The organism is Arthrobacter sp. FW306-1B-G06A (assembly GCF_058781765.1).
Genome location: NZ_JBYSXB010000011.1, coordinates 1 through 19646, shown reverse-complemented (window position 1 = coordinate 19646; position 19646 = coordinate 1). Strand labels below are relative to the sequence as shown.

The following is a 19646-nucleotide window of genomic DNA, read 5'->3' as shown; positions in this document are numbered from 1 at the left end:
TCAGCGGCCGTAGACGTTCTGGTAGCGGCTGTAGAGGGACTCGATCTGGCCGGCGTCGATGGGCAGCGGTTCACCGAGCTGCCGGGAAATGTGGACGGTGCGGGCCACTTCCTCGCACATCACGGCGGCCTTGACGGCGGAGCGGGCGTCCTTGCCGATAGTGAACGGTCCGTGGTTCTGCATCAGGACAGCCGGTGAATGGGACGCCCGGAGCGTGTCCACGATCCCGCGGCCGATCGAGTCGTCCCCGATCAGCGCGAACGGGCCCACCGGGATGGTGCCGCCGAATTCGTCGCCCATCATGGTCAGCACGCACGGGATCGGCTCCCCGCGCGCAGCCCATGCCGTCGCGTAGGTGGAGTGCGTGTGGACGACCCCGCCGACGTCGGGCATGTTCCGGTAGACGTAGGCGTGCGCGGCAGCGTCCGACGACGGCGAAAGGTCCGGATTGCCCCACGCCCCGTCGCCATCGCCGCCCACGGGAACCCCGTGGAGGTCCGTGACCACCATGAGTTCGGGCGTCAGCGCATCGTAGGAGACCCCGGACGGCTTGATGACCATCAAGTCATGCCCCGGGACGCGGGCGGAGACATTGCCCGCGGTCCAGACCACCAGCTCGTACCGGGTCAGTTCGGCGTGCAGCGCGCAGACCTCGCGGCGGATCGTGGCAATGGTGCCCAGCAGGGCGCTCATGCGGAGACCCCTGCGGTGAGGAGCGTTTTGCTCGCGTTCCGCTGGATCTTCTTGAGCCGGTGCATGACCTCGTTCGCTCCGCGGCCGAAGTAGTCATGCAGGGTCCGGTATTCGCGGAACAATTCCTCGTAGGCGGCGACGTTTTCCGGGATCGGGGTGTAGACGGCGCCGGGCTCGGATCCCATGGCAGCCGCGGCTTCCCGGATGTCCGGGTACTCCCCCGCAGCGACGGCGGCGTGGATCGCCGAACCCAGCGCGGGACCCTGGGTGGAGCCGATCGTGGAGAGGGGCAGCCCCGTGATATCGGCGTAGATCTGCATCAATAGCGTGTTTTTCAGCAGCCCTCCGGCCACGATGAATTCCTTCACCGGCACCCCCGCGTCCCGGAAGGCATCCACAATGGTGCGGGTGCCGAAGGCCGTGGCCTCCAGCAGCGCCCGGTAGATGTCTTCCGGGCGGGTTGCCAGGGTCTGGCCCACGATCACTCCGGAGAGTTCGTGGTCCACCAGGACGGACCGGTTCCCCGAGTGCCAGTCCAGGGCAATGAGTCCGTGTTCACCGATCTCCTGGGTGGAGGCGAGTTCGGTGAGGTATTCGTGGATGCCCAGGCCCGCGGCTTCGGCAGCTGCATGATATTCGGGCGGCACGCCGTACTTGGTGAACCAGCCGAAGATGTCGCCCACCCCGGACTGGCCGGCCTCGTAACCCCAGAGCCCGTCCACGATCCCGCCGTCGACCACTCCGCACATGCCCGGCACCTCACGAAGCTCGGAGCCGTTCATGACGTGGCACGTGGAGGTGCCCATGATCGCGACGAGCTGTCCCGGTTCCACGGCCCGGGCGGCGGGCGCGGTGACGTGGGCGTCAACATTCCCGACCGCGACGGCGATCCCGGCCGGGAGGCCGGTCCAGCCGGCGGCTTCGGCAGTCAGGTAACCCGCGGCGTCGCCCAGGCGGCCGATTGTGTGGGCCAGTTTGGTGTCGACGAAGTCCTTGAAGCCCGGGTTCAGGGCGGCCAGGAATTCCCTGGACGGGTAGGCGCCGTCCTGGTAGATGCCCTTGTACCCTGCGGTGCAGGCATTCCGCACGTAGTTCCCGCACAGTTGCCAGACGATCCAGTCGGCGGCTTCCACCCAGTGGTCCATCGCCGCATACGCGCCCGGGTCCTCCTCCAGGAGCTGGAGTCCCTTGGCGAACTCCCATTCCGAGGAAATGAGCCCGCCGTAGCGCGGCAGCCAGGCCTCGCCCCGCTCGGCGGCGAGTGCATTGATGCGGTCCGCCTGCTCCTGGGCCGCATGGTGGCGCCACAACTTCACATACGCATGCGGCCTGCGGGCGAAGCCGGGCAGCTCGTTTAGCGGAGTGCCGTCAGCCTTCACCGGCACCATCGTGCACGCCGTGAAGTCCGTGGCAATCCCGACGACGGCGGCCGGATCGATCCCGGCGTCGCGCACCGCTGCGGGGACCGCGTGGCGCAACACGTCGCGGTAGTCTTGCGGCACCTGCAGCGCCCATTCGCCGGGAAGGCGGACAGCCGGGCCAGCAGGCTCGTCGGCCAGATCGGCCGGCAAGGCCTCCGTGATGACCGCATGCGGGTACTCAAACACTCCGCTTCCCAGTTCCTTGCCATCCCTGACCCGCACCACCACGGCCCTGCCGGAAAGCGTGCCGTAGTCCACGCCGATGACGTAATGTTCGTTGCCGTCCGCTGTGACGTCCATGAAGTCCTCCAATAAGCCAGCCCGCAGCCTTGCGGATTGGTTCCATTGTGAGCGCTAACAAAATTCACGTCAAGCCGTCCTTCCCACATGAACATGAATACGATCAGGCGGGAGCCGACGTACTTTGGCGCACCACCAACTCTGGCTCCACCACCGTGGCGCCGACGCTTTCCCCGCCCTCCATACCGCTCAGCATGAGGTCCATGCAGCGCCGCCCGAGTTCTTCGAAGTCCTGGCGTACCGTGGTCAAAGGCGGCGTGAAATAGCCTGATTCGGGCTGGTCGTCGAAACCCACCACCGAAACATCCTCGGGCACCCGGACACCTGCCTCGTTGAACGCACGCAGCAGGCCCAGGGCCATCTGGTCATTTCCCACAAAAAGCGCCGTGGCGGTCCTTTCACCGGCAAGCTTCCTGCCGATGTCATAGCCGCTGCCGGCGCTCCAGTCCCCCACCACCAGCAAATCGTCCTGAAGGCCAGCCGCCTGCAAGGCCTCGCTCCACCCTTCGGCCCGGGCGACGCCGTCGATCCAGTCCTGCGGGCCGGCCACGTGCCCGATCCGCCGGTGCCCCTGCTCCACCAGATGCCTCACGGCCAATTCCGCGCCGCGCTTCTGGTCCACCATGGCTCCGCCGACCGACGCGTCGCCCAGCGACCCCACGGCCACTACGGGAACCCCGGCCTTCACTTCCGCCAACGCCAGCAGGGTGTCCGAATGGGGAACGATCACAACGATTCCGTCCACGGACTGGTCCAGGAAATGCCGGACCGCATCAAGGATCGCCTCCCGGTTGACCGTCCTCAAGGCTGCGATGCTGACGAAATAGCCGGCATCCCTCGCAGCCTGCTCGACGCCCAGCAGGGTGTTCGCCGGGCCGTACTGCGCCAGCTCGCTCGCCAGGACCCCGATGGTCTGGGAACGGCGGGTCACGAGGCTCCGCGCAGCAGTATTGCGCCGGTATCCCAGCTCGGCGATGGCGGCCTCGACACGCTCCCGGGTGCCCTTGCTGACGTTGGGGTGGTCGTTGATCACCCGTGAAACGGTCTGGTGCGAGACTCCCGCCAATTCCGCTACGTCTTCAAGCCGTGGTAAGCGCCCGCTGCTTTTTGTCATGGAGCTATTCTGCGTGACCTGGAGGCCAAGCGACGAACAGGACCGCAGCGAGTCCACGCTGAGCTACCGGCCAGTACAAGACCACGGGCATGCCGGGGATAGACTCGATTCAAGCCCAACAACCACCATTTGAGGAGCCCCATGCGCGCCACCATCATCCACGGTCCCGGCGACATCCGCGTTGAAGACCGTAACTACCCGACGGTCCAGCTGCCCACCGACGTCGTCGTCAAAGTCACTGCCTCCTGCGTCTGCGGATCGGACCTTTGGCCCTACCGCGGCGTAAAGCCCACCCACCAGCCTTCGGCCATCGGACATGAATTCATCGGCACGGTGGAAAGCATTGGCGACGACGTCACCACCCTGGCGCCCGGCGATTTCGTGATCGCTCCGTTCGTGGTCAGCTGCGGGGCCTGCCCGCAATGCTTGAACGGCGTCACAGTTGCCTGCGATCATTTGGCAGGTTGGGGCGGCAAGGATGACAGCGGTCACGCGATCGACGGCGGCCAAGGCCAGGCCGTGCGCGTGCCGCTCGCCGAGTCCACGCTCGTCAAGGTTCCCGGCATCACGGAACCCGACGACGCCCTCCGCGCGAGCTTGCTGACGCTCTCGGATGTGATGGCCACCGGCCATCACGCCGCCCTCGCGGCGAAGGTCGGCCCCGGCAAGACCGTCGTCGTCGTCGGCGACGGCGCAGTCGGGCTCTGCGGCGTGCTCGCAGCAAAGCGGCTCGGAGCAGAACGAATCATCGCGATGTCGCGGCATGCCGACCGCCAGGCTATTGCCCTCGAATTCGGCGCAACAGACATCGTCGCTGAACGTGGCGAGGACGGCGTAGCCAAGGTCCGCGAACTGCTGGGAGGCGTTTTGGCCGACTCCGTGTTGGAGTGCGTCGGGACCAAGGAGTCCATGGAACAGGCACTGCACAGTGTCCGCCCGGGCGGCGCCCTCGGCTTTGTCGGTGTCCCGACAGGCGGAGCTGAGGCCCCCTTGCGCTACTTGTTCGACACGAACATTTCGATTGCCGGCGGCATGGCCCCTGCCCGCACCTACATCCCGGAACTGCTCGCCGACGTGCTTGACGGAAAGATCAATCCGGGCAGGGTCTTCGACACCGTGATGCCGCTCGAGGAAGCGCCCGAGGCCTACCGCGCCATGGACGAACGGCGCTCCATCAAGGTCCTGCTCACTCCCTGAGGCCATGGGCGGAACCCGCAGCTTCTTGCGGGATAGGTGGACTGTGGCGTGCACGCGGGAACGGCGAGAGAATCCATATAGGAAGCCTCGCCTGAACCCAAAGGAGCGAACAAAATGATCACTGGTGCCCCGGCGCGCCCGGTGGTTAACCAGGACGGGTATTTGCCCATCGAGGATCACGGACTCATTGGAGACGGGTCCACCTGCGCTTTGGTGGGACGGGACGGCGCCATTACCTGGCTTTGCTTGCCGGAATTCGACAGTCCACCGTTCCTTGCCGGGATCCTCGACGCGGAATCAGGCGGCCGTTTTGAAATAGCTCCTGTTCGCACCCTGGCATCCTCCCAGCGCTACACCGAGGATTCCTGCGTGCTGGTCACGTCCCTTGTGTCCGATCGTGGCGTGCTGCAGGTGACGGACGGGCTGACGTTGCGTGCGGGTGCCGACTTGTCGGAGCCGGTGCCGGCCGGCCGTTCCGAACTCCTGCGGCACGCGCGAGCCGTGGGCGGCGACGTCCCGCTGCGCATCAGCCTGATACCGAAGACCGGTGTCACTTTTGACACCCTGGCTACCGGCTGGAGGTTTGATTGGCGGCAGGACGGAGTCCACGAGGTCTACCTATGGTCTTCCGTTGAACTCATCCCCGACGGCCGTGGCCTGTCCGCCGAGTTGACGCTTCGCGCGGGAGAGACCCTGACCATGGTCCTGCACTGGTCCGGGCGGTTCCGGCTCCGTCAGCATCCGGAGAGCAAGAAGCTCATTGACCAGACCGTGTATGCGTGGCGCCGGTGGGCATCAAACCTGGATTGCGAAGGCTCCCAAGCGGAGTTGATGAAGCGTTCGGCCCTGACGCTGAAGATGCTGGACCACGCCGAGACGGGGGCCATCTTGGCCGCCGCTACCTCTTCGTTGCCGGAGTGGCCGGGAACGTCCCGGAATTGGGATTACCGGTACACATGGGTGCGCGACGCCTCGTTCTCCAACTATGTGTTCAGGCGCATTGGCGATCCCAGTGATGCGGACGTCTTCCTTGCCTGGGTCCTGACCAACGTCGAGCGGGACGGTGCCCCGCACGTCATGTACGCCCTGGACGGTTCCCAGCCGCCCGATGAGGTCGAGGACCCGCACTTGCGCGGATACCGCGGCTCGGCCCCGGTCCGGTGGGGAAACGGCGCCCGCCACCAACTCCAGCACGATGTGTACGGTGAAATCGTCGATATCGCCTACCAGTGGTCGGGCAGCGGCAAGCGAGTGGATGAGCGGCTCTGGGCCGCATTGGTACCCATTGTGGAAATGGCCATCAGGAGCTGGAGGGTTCCCGACTCGGGGCCTTGGGAAATCCGGGACAAGAGCAGGGCCTTCACCTACTCGGCGGCGTTATGTTACGTCGCGATCGACCGCGCCATCCAGATCGCGCGCAGGGACGGGCTTCCCTATCCCAAACGCCGGTGGGAGGCCACGGCCCGTCAAATCCGGCAGGCTGCCCTGACACAATCATGGGATCCCCGGCGGCGCACCTTTACCGAGAACCTAGGTGGCAACGGCGGTCTCGACGCGTCGCTCTTGACCCTTCCCGTCCGCAACGTCATTGATTTCGACGATCCCCGGATGGTTTCCACGACGAAAGCGATCGCGGCGGAGCTCGACGCCGGCAACGGACTTTTGTTCCGCTACCTGCCATCGGTTTCTCCCGACGGTCTGCCCGGAAACGAAGGGGCGTTCCTCCTCTGCAGCTTCTGGCTGGTGGACAACCTGGCAGGACAAGGGCGCGTGGATGAAGCCCATGAACTCTATGAGTCCCTCTGCAGCCGTGCGAATTCACTGGGCCTGCTACCCGAGCAGATCCACCCGGACACCGGAGAGTTCCTCGGCAACTTCCCGCAGGCGTTCAGCCATGTGGGCGTGCTGGCCAGCGGCCTGCGCCTGCTGAAAGCGGAGCGGCGGGCCGCAAAGGCTGGCACTACCACACGGAATCAGGGCTAGCGGCGAGGGGCGAAGCCGATGCGTGCGTGGTGGGTCCGGGAACCAGCTCCGATTGAATCCGGGCCGCTTGTCTGGGGCGAACGCCCCGATCCTCAACCAGGAGTGCATGAGCTCCTGGTCAGAGTCCGGACCTGTGGTGTCTGCCGCACGGATCTGCATCTGGCAGAGGGCGACCTCACCCCTCGGATGCCGAATGTAGTCCCCGGCCACGAGGCGGTAGGAATAGTCAGCGAGGCGGGCGAAGGGTGCGTGAGGTTCCGGCGCGGTGACAGGGTCGGAGTGGCCTGGCTGGGTGGAACCTGCGGGAGCTGCGAGTTTTGCCGCCGCGGTGACGAGAACCTTTGCCTCTCCCCCGTCTTCACGGGTTGGGACAGGGACGGTGGCTATGCCGAACAACTCACGGTGTCCGAGGATTTTGCCTATGCCATCCCGCCCCGGTTTTCGGACGAACAGGCAGCCCCTCTGTTGTGCTCCGGCATCATCGGGTACCGGGCGCTCAAACGGGCCGCTGTTCCGGAGGGTGGCCGACTGGGCATCTATGGTTTCGGAGGATCTGCCCACCTCACGGTCCAGATGGCGCGCCACCAAGGGGCGCAGGTGTACGTGATGACGCGTTCGGAGCCGGCCCGTGAACTGGCGCGGAAGCTGGGTGCGGTGTTTGTGGGCGACGCGTACGAATCCCCGCCAGACCCACTCGACTCGGCGATACTGTTTGCCCCTGCCGGGGACCTCGTCCCTGTCGCCCTCAAGGCATTGGGCCGGGGCGGGACCCTCGCCATTGCCGGCATCCACCTCAGCGACATACCGCCCTTGAACTATTCCGCCGATCTCTTCTATGAGCGGCAGCTCCGCAGCGTCACTGCCAACACCCGGGCAGACGGCGAAGAGTTCTGGTCCTTGGCCGCGGAAATCCCGCTGGCTCCCACCACGACGGCGTATCCGTTGGCTCAGGCCGACCGGGCGCTGCGGGATTTGGCCGCTAGCCGTGTTACCGGAGCCGCCGTGCTGACAGTCTGAACTGCGGATGTCCCCGCATCACAGACAAGCAGACGGGAGCATAAACGGCGATCGGCGGGTCCGATGACGGCCCGCCGGTCGGTATTCCGCTGTTCAGCGTTTCAGGACATCGCGTTCAACACTTCAGTGCGAAGGGCTGACCATGTGATGCCGATGTTCCTCGGTGCTGGGCTTGATCGCCATCGCGGTGACGACGAGCGCCACCAGGCCAGCGATCCACGATGTCCAAGCGACTCCGGCTTGCATGGAGTACGAGCCTAGCCACGGCGAAAGGAACAGCAAGGCACCAAAGGCCGCCTGCACCCACTCCATGACCGGCGTTCCGGGCATGGCCAGATTGATCACACCGCTAACGATCAGCAAAACGCCGAATACGACCATCAAGGCAGCCGACGAGCCGGCGGCCGTGGTCCAGATGACCGATAAAGCAGCATAGAGACCGGCGACAACCGTGACCCAATCCTGCCATCGCGTCCATTTCTTCATTGAACCCACCTCTGTGATGTGGACTGCATTCCGGGGCACCGAGCAAGTACTCCGGTATTGGTGTAACAAAATCCACGCGCAGCTACTTCCCGACAGACGCGTGCGGTATTGGACCGCCGTCGTTGAATCCTGCCGCGCGCGAAGCCTTGCTAAGAGGGGACTTCCGGTCTAGAACGTAGTCATAGAGCAACATCGACGGACATGCCCGGCGTCGCCCGGCACGTCCGTCCGGAGAGGACCCCGTGATATCGAGTCGCTGGTCGTAAAGTCGCAGTCAGCCCGGTGCTGACTCAGCGACGTCCGTTGGTGCGAACCGCCGTGGCCTCCGGCGTGGACTTGCGTCCGCCGCCAACGCCCAGGTTCCGGCCCGACCCCGCCAGGTCGCCTGCAGTCGCAACCAACAGAAGGAAAGAAATGCTAAACATGAAGGTCCCGGCACGAGGCGCCGGAACCGCCTTCATTGCAACCATCGCTATCACGGCACTCGCCGCGTGTTCGAGCACGGGCACATCTTCGTCGTCGTCGAGCACCGCAAGTTCCGGAGGAGCTGTACCGCAGATATCTGCGGATGCGTTCACGGCCGATTTCTCGGCAATGAAACAGCTCACGTCGCTCGCTTCACAAGGCAAGGGCATGGTGGGCGTACTGCTGCCGGACACCACAACCTCGGCGCGATACGTGACTTTCGACGCCCCGTTCCTGAAGAAGGCATTCGAAGCCGCGGGACTCGATTCCTCCAAGTTCAAAATCGACAACGCGCAGGGCAGCGCAAGCACGATGCAGACCCAAGCCGAGGCTGATATCACGGCCGGCGCATCGGTGCTGCTTGTGGACGCCCTGGACTCCGGTTCGGGCGCGGCCATCGAGGCGGCCGCCAGTGCGCGCGGCGTCAAAGTGATCGACTATGACCGGCTCGTCAAAGGCGGGACAAAAGATCGCACCTATGTCAGCTTCGACAACGTCAAGGTTGGTCAGCTCATCGGCCAAGGCGAAATCACGTGCATCGCTGACTGGAAAGTCACCAAGCCAAACATCCTGGTCATGGATGGCGACCCGACCGACAACAACGCGAAGCTGTTCGCCGAAGGTTACAACGGCGTACTCAAGCCGCACTTCGACAATGGCGAGTACGTCAACGTAGGAGAGCCGGCGGGCACGTGGACACCGTCAGTGGCTCAGACGACGTTCGCCCAGCAATACACTGCCCACCCGAACATCAACGCGGTTGTCACGCCGAACGACGACAATGCCAACGCGGTGATCGCCTACCTGCAGAGCAAGCAGATTCCCGCCAAGACCTTCCCGACGACGGGACAGGATGCGTCCTTGTCCGGCCTCCAGAACATCCTGAAGGGCTACCAGTGCGGAACGGTGTACAAGCCGATCTACTTTGAGGCCCAGGCTGCGGCCGCGGCAGCGCTCTACCTTCGGGCGGGCGTCACCGTTCCGTCAACCCTCGTCAACGGCAAGACCACGGACGACACCGCGAAGTCCGATGTCGCATCGGTCCTGCTGACCCCGCTGTGGGTGACCACGAAGAACATGGCGGACACTGTCGTCAAAGACGGCGCCGTAACGAGTTCTTCGCTGTGCATCTCGCAAGTGAAGGACGCGTGCACCGCGGCAGGTATCCAGTAGTCCGAACGATGAGTGAGTTGGCAGCCCCGGACCCCGCCGACGTCGGGCCCTTGCTTCGGCTGGAGGGCATCGACAAGAACTTCGGGCCGGTGCAGGCACTGGTCGACATCACCCTTGAGGTGCCGATCGGCAAGGTGACTGCGCTTGCCGGCGACAACGGCGCGGGCAAATCGGTCTTGATCAAATGCGTTGCCGGCATTCACACCCCCGACGACGGGCAGCTGTTTTGGGAAAACCAGCCCGTACGGTTGAACTCGCCGCACGAAGCCGCGGCGCTCGGCATCGAGACCGTGTACCAGGACCTGGCACTCTGCGACAACCTCGACATCGTGCAGAACCTGTTCCTCGGCCGCGAACGCCTGCGACATTTCCTCCTCGACGAGGAGAGCATGGAGATCGCGGCCCGGGAGACACTGACGAGCCTGGCCGTGACAACAGTGCGGTCGATCCGGCAACCCGTCGCGTCGCTGTCCGGAGGGCAACGCCAGTCGGTGGCGATCGCGAAATCGGTGCTGTGGAACTCGAAGCTCGTCATCATGGACGAGCCCACCGCTGCCCTCGGCGTCGCCCAGACGGAGGTGGTCCTTCACCTGATCCGCCAGCTCGCCGACCGTGGAGTGGCCGTCATCGTCGTCTCACACAATATGAACGACGTGTTCGAAGTCGCGGACCGCATCGCCGTGCTCAGGCTCGGGCAGCTGGTGGCTATCCGGCCTGTCACGGAAATGGACCGGCAGATCGTGGTCGACCTGATGACCACGGGGTTCTCCGATCGGGCAAGGCCGGAACTCGCGCCTCCACCGCCGTCGAACCGCCAGCTCACCGCCGCCAAGGGTCCGCTCCCTTCCGCAGCGGCGGTGCTCCAGGACGAGCCGACCACGGCGGCAGCCAAGCGGAAGGCCGCCTTGGCGTTGAATCCGGACATCACCGCGACGTCGCTCCCCGAATATTTCCGCGCTGCGTTCGCGCGGGTCCGGGGCGGCGAGAGCGGAGTGCTTCCGGTTCTCGCGGGCCTGTTGCTCATCTCGGTACTATTCCAATCGCTGAACCCGAACTTCCTGACGCCCGGGAACATGGTGAACCTGCTCATCCAGGGTTCCGTTTTCATGCTGCTCGCAATGGGCCAGGTCTTCGTGCTCCTGCTCGGCGAAATCGACTTGTCCATCGGGTACGTCGGTGGAGTGGGCGGCGTCATTATGGCCGAACTCGTGCAGGAGTCCACCGGTTGGCCGTGGTGGGCGGCGATCGCCGTCGGCCTGCTTGGCTGCGCCGGGATCGGACTGCTCCACGGGACGATCATCACCCGGCTCGGCCTGCCGTCGTTCGTCGTGACCCTTGGCGGCCAGCTCGGCTGGCTTGGCGTGATGCTCATCATCCTTGGCAGCGGCGGCGTCGTGCCCATCAACGACAATGTCATCAACAACATCGCGAGCGGCAACCTCAGCCCGGTCACCAGCTGGATCCTCATGCTCGTGGTCGTCGGAGCGTTCAGCACGTGGACGTGGCTGCGGGACGCCCGCCGGCGCAACACCGGGCTCGTCGCGCCGCCCGCCAGTGTAAGCGCCCTGAAGATCGCGGCGGTGCTCGCCGCCGGTGTGGCGATCGTCTGGCTCTGCAATACGGACCGCGGAATCCTGGTCGAAATCAGTGGCGTTCCGTGGGTCCTTCTCGTGGTGCTCGGAGTCCTCGCCGCCTGGACCCTGCTGCTTGGGCGAACCCGGTTCGGTCGCTACGTCTACGCCATTGGCGGCAACGCCGAGGCCGCTCGGCGGGGAGGCGTGAACCTTGCCCGTATTCGCACCCTCGCCTTCATCCTCGCTTCCTTCACTGCAGGCATCGGCGGAATCGTCTACGCGTCGCGCCTCCGTTCCGTCTCGACCTCGTACGACGGCGGCACGCTGGTGCTTTACGCCGTGGCCGCCGCGGTGATAGGCGGGACCAGCTTGTTCGGCGGCCGCGGCAAGGTGCTGCACGGGGTCCTGGGCGGGCTGGTGATCGCCACGATCGATAACGGCATGGGCCTGCAGGGCTACAGCGCACCGGCCAAGTACGTGGTCACGGCGCTGGTTCTCGTCGCGGCCGTGACGATCGACGCCGTCGCGCGCCGCGGACGCTCCCGGACCTGAGGAGGCGCCGGGCCCAGCGGTCGTGGCAGGTCTGGACTTGGATTATCAGCAGGCTTAACGTTCAAGAGTGGCTGGCTACCCGGAGGGGTGGTCCGAGCGGCAATCCCTGCGGCCAGCCCACGCAAGTCCGAGCGAGGAGGAAGATGCGAAAGGTTGAAGAAACGATTGATGTGGCGGTCCCCGTCCGTACGGCTTATAACCAGTGGACGCAGTTTGAGTCGTTTCCCCGATTCATGTCCGGGGTGGAATCCGTAACCCAGTTGAGCGACACGACCAACCATTGGGTCACCAAGGTAGGAGGCGTGGAACTGGCCTTCGATACGGAGATAGTCGACCAGGAACCCGACGACCGGATTGCGTGGCGCAGTATTGACGGCAAATCGCACGCCGGCATCATCAGGTTTTCGCCGCTCGACGACAACCACACGCACGTCAAGGTCCATTTCGAATGGTCGCCCGAGACTTTTATGGAGAAGGCCGGAGCCGCACTCCAGATAGACGAGATGCAGGTGAAGGCCGACCTGAAGAAATTCAAGGAGTTCATCGAGTCGCGTGGAAACGAAACCGGAGGGTGGCGCGGCGAGGTGGAGGAATAAATGACCGACCGTGGACCAGTACTTGTGGTCGGCGGCACCGGGATGCTTGGCAGCCAGGTGGTGTCGAGGCTGCTGGCGGGCGGAAAACAGGTCCGCGCGTTGGTGCGGCCCGGTTCGGTTGCGGGCCGCCTTGAGCAGCTAGGGGCCACGATCGCCCGTGGCGACATGATGGACCCGGAGTCGCTTGCGCACGCCATGGACGGCGTCGACGCTGTGATCACCTCGGCGGCCGGATACACCCATCACCGGGAAGGCGACACCCCTGTCACGGACACGGTGGGCAACATCAACCTCGTCGACGCGGCCAGCCGCGCCGGTATTCGCCGATTTGTCCTCACTAGCATCCTCACGTGCGATCAGACCCCGGAGGTTCCACACTTCTGGCACAAGAAACTGACCGAGGATCGGCTGGAGGAGCTCGGCGTCCCGTTTGTGGCCCTGCGCCCGGGCGCTTTCCTTGAGCAGATCGCTCGATTCGGCGACCCTTTCAGCGAAGGGCGGCTCAGGTGGTTCGGGTCTTCGAGTGTTCCCCTGACGTACGTTCTTGCCAGTGACCTCGCCGGGTACCTCGCGGCGGCAGTCGACGCGAGCGGCGTCGAAGGGCAGCGCATCGACATCGGCTGGGACCGGCCGGTCACCATGCAGGACATCGCCGATATCTCTTCCCGAATGCTCGGCCGGCAGATCGAGCTCGTTCTTAACCCGATCAACCAGATGGGGCCGGACTTTCAGGCGATGATGGAGTGGTTCGGGACCGGCCGCTACGTCGCCGATACCTCACTGCAGCGCGAGGTCTTCGGCCCGCCGCCAACCGCGGAGAACGCCGTCGCGCGCCTGCTCACCAGCCTCGGGCACAAACTTCTCTGAGGCAGGCACGACGGCGGCCGCACGGCGCAGTCTGTTGACCCGTGTCAGCCCACGGCCGGCAGCGCGTCGGGGATGCGCGGTTTGGCGTTGCCTGCGAAGGTGAACTTGGCCTCGTCGCCTTCGCCGTCGACGTCGACCACCACGATGTCGCCCGGGTGCAGTTCGCCGAAGAGGATCTTCTCGGAAAGCTGGTCCTCGATCTCGCGCTGGATGGTCCGGCGCAGCGGCCGGGCACCCATGGCGGGGTTGTAGCCGCGGGTGGCCAACAGGACCTTGGCCGCGTCCGTAAGCTCGATGCCCATGTCCTTATCCGCCAGATGCTGTTCCAAGCGACGGATCATCAGGTCAACGATCTCGATGATCTCGTCCTGCGTGAGCTGCGGGAAGACGATGACGTCGTCAACGCGGTTGAGGAACTCGGGACGGAATTGCTGTTTGAGCTCCTCCGTGACCCGTGCCCGCATCCGGTTGTACCCGGTGGTGGTGTCCGTGCCAGACTGGAAGCCCGTTGCGACGCTCTTGGAGATGTCCCGGGTGCCCAGGTTGGTGGTCATGATGATCACCGTGTTCTTGAAGTCCACCACCCGGCCATGGCTATCCGTCAGGCGGCCGTCTTCCATGATCTGTAGCAACGAGTTGAAGAGATCGGCGTGGGCCTTCTCCACTTCGTCGAACAGCACCACGGAGAACGGACGACGCCGGACCTTCTCGGTCAGCTGCCCGCCCTCGTCGTAGCCGACGTAGCCCGGAGGGGCACCGAAGAGACGGGACACGGTGTGCTTTTCCGAGTACTCGGACATGTCCAGCGTGATGAGTGCATCCTCATCGGCAAAGAGGAATTCCGCCAATGCTTTGGCGAGCTCGGTCTTGCCGACACCCGTGGGCCCGGCGAAGATGAACGAGCCACCCGGGCGCTTGGGATCCTTCAGGCCGGCACGCGTGCGGCGGATTGCACGCGACACGGAATTAATCGCTTCATTCTGCCCGATGACGCGCTTGTGCAGCTCCTCCTCCATCTTGAGCAGGCGGCTGGATTCTTCCTCGGTGAGTTTGAAGACCGGGATGCCGGTGGAGTTCGCGAGAACTTCGGCAATCAGCTCCTCGTCCACCTCGGCGTTGCCGTCGGTGCCGCCGGACTTCCACTTGAGCTCCCTTTCCCGGCGCTCGGCGACAAGTTTCTGCTCTTTCATGCGCAGCGACGCGGCGCCTTCGAAGTCCTGGGCGTCGATGGCGGATTCCTTCTCCATCTTCACCTCGGCGATGCGTGCATCCATCGCCTTGAGCTCCGGCGGACGGGTCATGCGGCGGATGCGAAGCCGTGCACCGGCTTCATCGATCAGGTCGATCGCCTTGTCCGGCAGGAAGCGGTCCGAAACGTACCGCTCCGAGAGGCTCGCCGCGGCCGCCAGTGCGCCGTCGGTGATGGTCACCCGGTGGTGCGCTTCGTAACGGTCACGCAGGCCCTTGAGGATCTCAACAGTGTCGGCCACTGACGGTTCCTGGACCTGGATCGGCTGGAAGCGGCGCTCCAAAGCGGCGTCCTTCTCAATGTGCTTGCGGTACTCATCCAGGGTGGTGGCCCCGATGGTCTGGAGTTCACCACGCGCCAGCAACGGCTTGAGGATGGACGCGGCATCGATCGCACCCTCGGCGGCACCGGCACCCACGAGCGTGTGGATCTCGTCGATGAAGAGGATGATGTCCCCACGGGTCCGGATTTCCTTCAGGACCTTCTTCAGGCGCTCTTCGAAATCCCCCCGGTAACGGGAACCGGCCACCACGGAGCCTAAGTCGAGCGTGTAGAGCTGCTTGTCCTTCAGGCTCTCGGGCACGTTGCCCCGGACGATCGCCTGGGCAAGGCCCTCGACGACTGCCGTCTTGCCGACGCCCGGCTCGCCGATCAGCACGGGGTTGTTCTTGGTGCGGCGGGAGAGGACCTGCATGACGCGTTCCATCTCCAGTTCGCGGCCGATCACAGGATCAAGCTTGTTCTCACGCGCTGCCTGGGTAAGGTTGCGGCCGAACTGGTCCAGCACCACCGAACCGGCGGGAGCAACCTCGGCCTGGCTCGGTCCGGCGACCATCCCGCTGGGGTCCTTGCCCTCATAGCCGGAGAGCAAATGGATGACCTGCTGGCGGACCCGGCCGAGGTCGGCACCAAGCTTGACCAGGACCTGCGCGGCAACGCCTTCACCCTCGCGGATGAGGCCGAGCAGGATGTGCTCGGTACCGATGTAGTTGTGGCCGAGCTGCAAGGCTTCCCGGAGGGCGAGCTCAAGCACCTTCTTGGCGCGCGGCGTAAAGGGGATATGCCCGGAGGGGGCCTGGCGGCCCTGGCCGATGATCTCCTGCACCTGCTCGCGGACGCCATCGAGCGAAATGCTCATCGACTCAAGCGCCTTGGCGGCGACCCCCTCACCCTCCTGGATCAGTCCCAACAGGATGTGTTCAGTACCAATGTAGTTATGGTTGAGCATGCGTGCCTCTTCTTGGGCAAGCACAACAACGCGACGGGCACGGTCCGTAAATCTCTCAAACATTTCGCCACACTCCTGGCAGCCGCCTACCTTGATGCTACGTCGCTGAGGGCCTTCGTGGGGGATCGCCGGAGGCAGAATTTTAGATAACGGTCCAGCCGCCTGCATGGCTCTTCCGCACGGACGGTCAAGACCGTGAAGAATGAAAACAACCACCAAGTAGAGGGAATTACCATGAGCACCCTGAAGCACCGCCTGCACGCCGACGTCGTTGTCCACATGAAGGACCGCAACAAAACTGCGCTCACGACGGTCCGTAACGTCCTGGGCGAAATCGAGACGCGCGAGAAGTCCGGCAAGACACCCATCGAGCTGGACGACACCCAGGTGACGGCACTGCTGCAGAAGGAAGCCGCCAAGCGCAGGGACACTGCCCGCATTTACACGGAGGCCGGCGAGGCCGAGCGCGCCGCGGCGGAAATTGCCGAAGCAGAAGTGATAGAGGCGTACCTGCCCGAAATGCTGACGCTTGCCGAAGTCGAGGGCATCGTCGACGAGGCAATCGCCGCATTGCAGGCCAGCGGCCAGGAACCCACGATCAAGCAGATGGGCGCCGTGATGAAGCCCGTCACAGCAAAGGTCGCCGGCCGCTTCGACGGCAAGGCCGTCAGCGAAATCGTCCGGACCCGGCTCGCATAGATTCACCGGCACGCAGGGAGGAGCAGCCATGGCAGCCATCATCCTGGGATGGAATCCACGGCTTTGGAACGACTGGAACTACGAGGCTGTGATCGAGCAGGTCGCCGAAACCGGTCAATTCCTGGAGCGGTGGAACGTCGGGCAACACCGGAAGATCCAGCCGGGCAACCAAGCATGGCTTCTCCTGCAAGGCGGAGGACCCCACGGACGCGGGCTGATCGGACACAGCGTCGTGATGTCCGAAAGCTACGAAGTGCCACAAAGCACCGAGCCGAAGGGTATTGCGCGGTACGTGAGCGTGGCCTTCGATGCCTTGCTCCCCCTCGGCGGCCAGATCCCGTCGAGTGTCCTCTCCAGGGAGGTGCCGGACGTGGCCTGGAATCGCTTCCGCGGTTCGGGGCGGTCTATTCCGTCATCGTCAGAACCTGCTCTTCAGCGCGTGTGGCGGGAGCACGGCCCAGCGGCGTCCGAGCCGTTCCAGACTGTTCCGGGGACCTACCCGGAAGGAGCCGTCAGCCGCATTGAAACGAACCGCTACGAGCGGGACCCTGAAGCCCGCCGCATCTGCCTGGCTTTCCACGGAACGTCCTGTGCCGCATGCACCTTCTCCTTCGAAGTAAGCTACGGCGACATCGGCAAAGACTACATCCACGTCCATCACGTGGTTCCGGTTTCACAGCTTGGCAGCGACTACCGGCTGGACCCGATCGCGGACCTCGTCCCGTTGTGTGCCAACTGCCACGCGATGGCGCACCGGGGCGCGGGCACCCCTCGTACCGTGGCGGAATTGCGGCGGGCCATCGCCGCCGCCGGCCACTTGCCCGGCCAAATTGTAGACGACAGGGCATTGGCGGCCCAGGACGCCGCGCACCGGATCCTCGAGCAACGGTGACCATTGGGCCGTCCATTGCACTAGCCAGCCAGGGTTCTTCACCGTATTTTGGTTAACTACACCGTGTGGCGAGCACCACGCACTGTGAGTCAGATGATCCATTTGCCGGCTGAAAGACCGGGGCGCAACGTCGCGCCCCGGTCCCGGCGAGACCTACCGGGCGTCACGCGCCGCCCGCTGTTCAGGAGGATATGCATGACCGGGACGTTTGAACTCTTCATCGACGAGGACACGAGCTTCAGATTCAGGCTCAAGGCGCCGGACGGAACGGTGGTAGCCGTCTCCAAGTCCTTTCCCGACAAGCGCGCCGCAGTGAGCGGCATCAGTGACGTCCGCGAATACGCAGGAATGGGCCTGATCACCGATCTCTGCCCCGAAGTCCCACTATGCGGACCAGCGCCCACGCCTCCGGTCCCCGTTGCTCGGCAAGCCGGTCCCACCGCGATGCCACCGCTTCCCGCACCGCCGCGGCACCACAGTCCCCTCCCCCAAAGGGATCGCACCCGACCCTGGCATACTCCCGCCCTGGTCGACCATCCCGCACCGGTTTAGACGAGGCGTGAAGCCGGAAGCTGCAGGCCATCCCGCCGCGGCGCCCCTTGTCCCGGCCCCGCGCCGCCGGGTGTAATGGACGCACGACGGCGACTCCCGCCGTCGTGCGCTGAAGGAGCCGCAATGTTCACCAGCCCGTACGCTGATGTCGAGATCCCCGAAGTCACGATCTATGAGTATCTGTTCGGTGGGCTGAGCGGCGAGGACCTTGACCGGATCGCACTCGTGGACGGCACGTCCGGCGCGGAAATGAGCTACCGGCAACTCGTCAGCCGAATCGACGCGACCGCAGGCTGGCTCGCGGGCCACGGGGCCGGCCCCGGGACCACCGTGGGCCTCTTCTGCCCCAACGTGCCCGCGTTCGCGGTCGTCTTCCACGGGGTCCTCCGCGCGGGCGCCGTCGTCACCACGGTCAACGCGCTGTATACCGCCGATGAAGTCGGCAGCCAGCTCAGCGACGCCGGCGCCTCCTGGCTCTTCACCGTCTCGCCCTTCCTGGAACGCGCGGCGGCCGCCGCCCAGGCCGCCGGCATTCCGGCGGAGCGCCTCGTGGTGCTCGACGGCGGCGACCTCGCCTCGGCCGCGGGTCATCCCTCGCTCGCGGACATCATCGACGCCGGCCTTCCCGCGCCCACGCTGAGCGTCGATCCGCATGCCGCCGCCGTCGTGCCCTACTCCTCGGGCACGAGCGGCACACCGAAGGGCGTCCTGTTGAGCCAGTACAACCTCGTGGCGAACGTCGCGCAGTCCAGTGCCTTCTTCCGCGTGACTCCCGACGACGTGCTGCTCGCCGTCCTGCCGTTCTTCCACATCTACGGCCTGACAGTGCTGCTCAATCTGGCCCTCGGCGAGCGGGCCCGGCTCGTCACGATGCCGAAGTTCGACCTCGCCGAGTTCCTCCGCATCACCCAGGACCACCGCTGCACGTACCTCTTCATCGCTCCGCCCATCGCCGTCGCACTGGCGAAGCATCCGCTGGTGGACCAATACGATCTCTCGTCCGTGCGCGTCGTGCTTTCAGGAGCAGCTCCCCTCGATGGCGAACTGGGACACGCTGTTGCGAAGCGCCTCGGATGCACGATGCTCCAGGGCTATGGCATGACCGAGCTGAGCCCAGTCTCCCACGCCATCCCGCGCGACGGCGCCGAGAACGTCCCGCTCGACTCGGTGGGTTACGCCGTGCCGAACACCGAGTGCAAGCTCCTCGACCCCGCCACGGACGAAGAAATCGACATCCCGGCCGAAGGACCGAGCGCCCCCGGGCAGCTCCTTGTCCGCGGCCCGCAGGTCATGCTCGGCTACCTGAACCGGCCCGACGCAACAGCGGCGACTATCGATCCGGATGGCTTCCTCCGCACCGGCGACATAGCGACCGTTACGGCTGACGGCGTCGTGACGATCGTCGATCGACTCAAGGAACTGATCAAGTACAAGGGCTACCAGATTGCGCCCGCCGAGCTCGAAGCGCTCCTGCTCACCCACCCGCGGATTGCGGACGCCGCGGTCATCGGCACCCACGCGGACGACGGCGAAGAGGTGCCGAAGGCGTTCGTCGTCCGGCAGGCGGGGGCCGAGCTCGGGGACGGGG

The 19646-nt window shown here is 65.0% G+C and carries 17 protein-coding genes; 11 read left to right on the top strand and 6 right to left on the bottom strand.

Annotation, left to right across the window (positions count from 1 at the left end):
- The 3 genes from AC3WJM_RS07830 to AC3WJM_RS07820 all read right to left on the bottom strand — a co-directional run bounded on the left by AC3WJM_RS07830 (position 1) and on the right by AC3WJM_RS07820 (position 3528).
- Positions 1 to 693, bottom strand: coding sequence for an L-ribulose-5-phosphate 4-epimerase (locus AC3WJM_RS07830; RefSeq protein ID WP_492259867.1), 693 nt, complete (start codon positions 691 to 693; stop codon positions 1 to 3).
- Complete coding sequence (gene araB / locus AC3WJM_RS07825; RefSeq protein ID WP_492271552.1) at positions 690 to 2414, bottom strand: ribulokinase; 1725 nt, start codon at positions 2412 to 2414, stop codon at positions 690 to 692. The genes AC3WJM_RS07830 and araB overlap by 4 nt, the downstream gene beginning before the upstream one ends.
- Before the next feature lie 103 nt (positions 2415 to 2517).
- A complete protein-coding gene (locus AC3WJM_RS07820) occupies positions 2518 to 3528 on the bottom strand; it encodes a LacI family DNA-binding transcriptional regulator (RefSeq protein ID WP_492271551.1) in 1011 nt (336 codons plus the stop codon).
- Positions 3529 to 3669: 141 nt separating this feature from the next.
- Here AC3WJM_RS07820 and AC3WJM_RS07815 point away from each other — a divergent pair, with 141 nt between their 5' ends.
- The 3 genes from AC3WJM_RS07815 to AC3WJM_RS07805 all read left to right on the top strand — a co-directional run bounded on the left by AC3WJM_RS07815 (position 3670) and on the right by AC3WJM_RS07805 (position 7725).
- Entirely contained in the window at positions 3670 to 4725 is a 1056-nt protein-coding gene (locus tag AC3WJM_RS07815; RefSeq protein ID WP_492271550.1) for a zinc-dependent alcohol dehydrogenase family protein, read from the top strand.
- A 114-nt stretch (positions 4726 to 4839) separates the two neighbouring features.
- The gene (locus AC3WJM_RS07810) at positions 4840 to 6708 is read left to right on the top strand and encodes a glycoside hydrolase family 15 protein (protein WP_492271549.1); all 1869 of its coding nucleotides are present in this window, start codon (positions 4840 to 4842) and stop codon (positions 6706 to 6708) included.
- A gap of 18 nt (positions 6709 to 6726) precedes the next feature.
- Positions 6727 to 7725 carry a zinc-dependent alcohol dehydrogenase family protein gene (locus tag AC3WJM_RS07805; RefSeq protein WP_492271548.1) on the top strand — a complete coding sequence of 333 codons (999 nt, stop codon included), beginning with the start codon at positions 6727 to 6729 and terminating at the stop codon, positions 7723 to 7725.
- Positions 7726 to 7848: 123 nt separating this feature from the next.
- Here AC3WJM_RS07805 and AC3WJM_RS07800 read toward each other — a convergent pair whose 3' ends face one another.
- Together AC3WJM_RS07800 and AC3WJM_RS07795 are read right to left on the bottom strand one after the other, a co-directional pair.
- A complete protein-coding gene (locus tag AC3WJM_RS07800) occupies positions 7849 to 8211 on the bottom strand; it encodes an SPW repeat protein (protein WP_307053409.1) in 363 nt (120 codons plus the stop codon).
- Between the two features lie 290 nt (positions 8212 to 8501).
- Positions 8502 to 8789 (bottom strand): hypothetical protein, encoded by a 288-nt coding sequence (locus AC3WJM_RS07795; protein WP_284989086.1) that lies wholly within the window; start codon positions 8787 to 8789, stop codon positions 8502 to 8504.
- Positions 8790 to 8805: 16 nt separating this feature from the next.
- Between AC3WJM_RS07795 and AC3WJM_RS07790 the strand changes: the two genes are divergently transcribed.
- From AC3WJM_RS07790 to AC3WJM_RS07775, 4 genes are all read left to right on the top strand, one after another.
- Positions 8806 to 9849, top strand: coding sequence for a sugar ABC transporter substrate-binding protein (locus AC3WJM_RS07790; RefSeq protein WP_284989087.1), 1044 nt, complete (start codon positions 8806 to 8808; stop codon positions 9847 to 9849).
- Positions 9850 to 9857: 8 nt separating this feature from the next.
- Entirely contained in the window at positions 9858 to 11975 is a 2118-nt protein-coding gene (locus tag AC3WJM_RS07785) for an ABC transporter permease subunit (RefSeq protein ID WP_284989088.1), read from the top strand.
- Between the two features lie 143 nt (positions 11976 to 12118).
- Positions 12119 to 12571, top strand: coding sequence for an SRPBCC family protein (locus AC3WJM_RS07780; RefSeq protein WP_306959947.1), 453 nt, complete (start codon positions 12119 to 12121; stop codon positions 12569 to 12571).
- Positions 12572 to 13438, top strand: a complete 867-nt coding sequence (locus AC3WJM_RS07775) for an SDR family oxidoreductase (RefSeq protein WP_492271547.1) — start codon at positions 12572 to 12574, stop codon at positions 13436 to 13438.
- Positions 13439 to 13482: 44 nt separating this feature from the next.
- Here the strand turns inward: AC3WJM_RS07775 and AC3WJM_RS07770 are convergent, their stop codons facing one another.
- Complete coding sequence (locus tag AC3WJM_RS07770; RefSeq protein WP_284989091.1) at positions 13483 to 15978, bottom strand: ATP-dependent Clp protease ATP-binding subunit; 2496 nt, start codon at positions 15976 to 15978, stop codon at positions 13483 to 13485.
- A 171-nt stretch (positions 15979 to 16149) separates the two neighbouring features.
- Here AC3WJM_RS07770 and AC3WJM_RS07765 point away from each other — a divergent pair, with 171 nt between their 5' ends.
- From AC3WJM_RS07765 to AC3WJM_RS07750, 4 genes are all read left to right on the top strand, one after another.
- Positions 16150 to 16614, top strand: a complete 465-nt coding sequence (locus tag AC3WJM_RS07765; protein ID WP_492271546.1) for a GatB/YqeY domain-containing protein — start codon at positions 16150 to 16152, stop codon at positions 16612 to 16614.
- Between the two features lie 28 nt (positions 16615 to 16642).
- On the top strand, positions 16643 to 17506 hold the full coding sequence (locus AC3WJM_RS07760) for an HNH endonuclease (RefSeq protein WP_306959951.1): 864 nt from the start codon (positions 16643 to 16645) through the stop codon (positions 17504 to 17506).
- A gap of 195 nt (positions 17507 to 17701) precedes the next feature.
- The gene (locus AC3WJM_RS07755; protein ID WP_492271545.1) at positions 17702 to 18058 is read left to right on the top strand and encodes a YegP family protein; all 357 of its coding nucleotides are present in this window, start codon (positions 17702 to 17704) and stop codon (positions 18056 to 18058) included.
- 123 nt (positions 18059 to 18181) lie between these two features.
- A partial coding sequence (locus AC3WJM_RS07750; protein ID WP_492271544.1) for an AMP-binding protein occupies positions 18182 to 19646 on the top strand: 1465 nt, incomplete at its 3' end.

Coding starts and splice junctions, on each gene's coding strand:
- AC3WJM_RS07830 (WP_492259867.1), bottom strand. CDS start 693: ATGAGCGCCCTGCTGGGCACCATTGCCACGATCCGCCGCGAGGTCTGC.
- araB (WP_492271552.1), bottom strand. CDS start 2,414: ATGGACGTCACAGCGGACGGCAACGAACATTACGTCATCGGCGTGGAC.
- AC3WJM_RS07820 (WP_492271551.1), bottom strand. CDS start 3,528: ATGACAAAAAGCAGCGGGCGCTTACCACGGCTTGAAGACGTAGCGGAA.
- AC3WJM_RS07815 (WP_492271550.1), top strand. CDS start 3,670: ATGCGCGCCACCATCATCCACGGTCCCGGCGACATCCGCGTTGAAGAC.
- AC3WJM_RS07810 (WP_492271549.1), top strand. CDS start 4,840: ATGATCACTGGTGCCCCGGCGCGCCCGGTGGTTAACCAGGACGGGTAT.
- AC3WJM_RS07805 (WP_492271548.1), top strand. CDS start 6,727: ATGCGTGCGTGGTGGGTCCGGGAACCAGCTCCGATTGAATCCGGGCCG.
- AC3WJM_RS07800 (WP_307053409.1), bottom strand. CDS start 8,211: ATGAAGAAATGGACGCGATGGCAGGATTGGGTCACGGTTGTCGCCGGT.
- AC3WJM_RS07790 (WP_284989087.1), top strand. CDS start 8,806: ATGAAACAGCTCACGTCGCTCGCTTCACAAGGCAAGGGCATGGTGGGC.
- AC3WJM_RS07785 (WP_284989088.1), top strand. CDS start 9,858: ATGAGTGAGTTGGCAGCCCCGGACCCCGCCGACGTCGGGCCCTTGCTT.
- AC3WJM_RS07780 (WP_306959947.1), top strand. CDS start 12,119: ATGCGAAAGGTTGAAGAAACGATTGATGTGGCGGTCCCCGTCCGTACG.
- AC3WJM_RS07775 (WP_492271547.1), top strand. CDS start 12,572: ATGACCGACCGTGGACCAGTACTTGTGGTCGGCGGCACCGGGATGCTT.
- AC3WJM_RS07770 (WP_284989091.1), bottom strand. CDS start 15,978: ATGTTTGAGAGATTTACGGACCGTGCCCGTCGCGTTGTTGTGCTTGCC.
- AC3WJM_RS07765 (WP_492271546.1), top strand. CDS start 16,150: ATGAGCACCCTGAAGCACCGCCTGCACGCCGACGTCGTTGTCCACATG.
- AC3WJM_RS07760 (WP_306959951.1), top strand. CDS start 16,643: ATGGCAGCCATCATCCTGGGATGGAATCCACGGCTTTGGAACGACTGG.
- AC3WJM_RS07755 (WP_492271545.1), top strand. CDS start 17,702: ATGACCGGGACGTTTGAACTCTTCATCGACGAGGACACGAGCTTCAGA.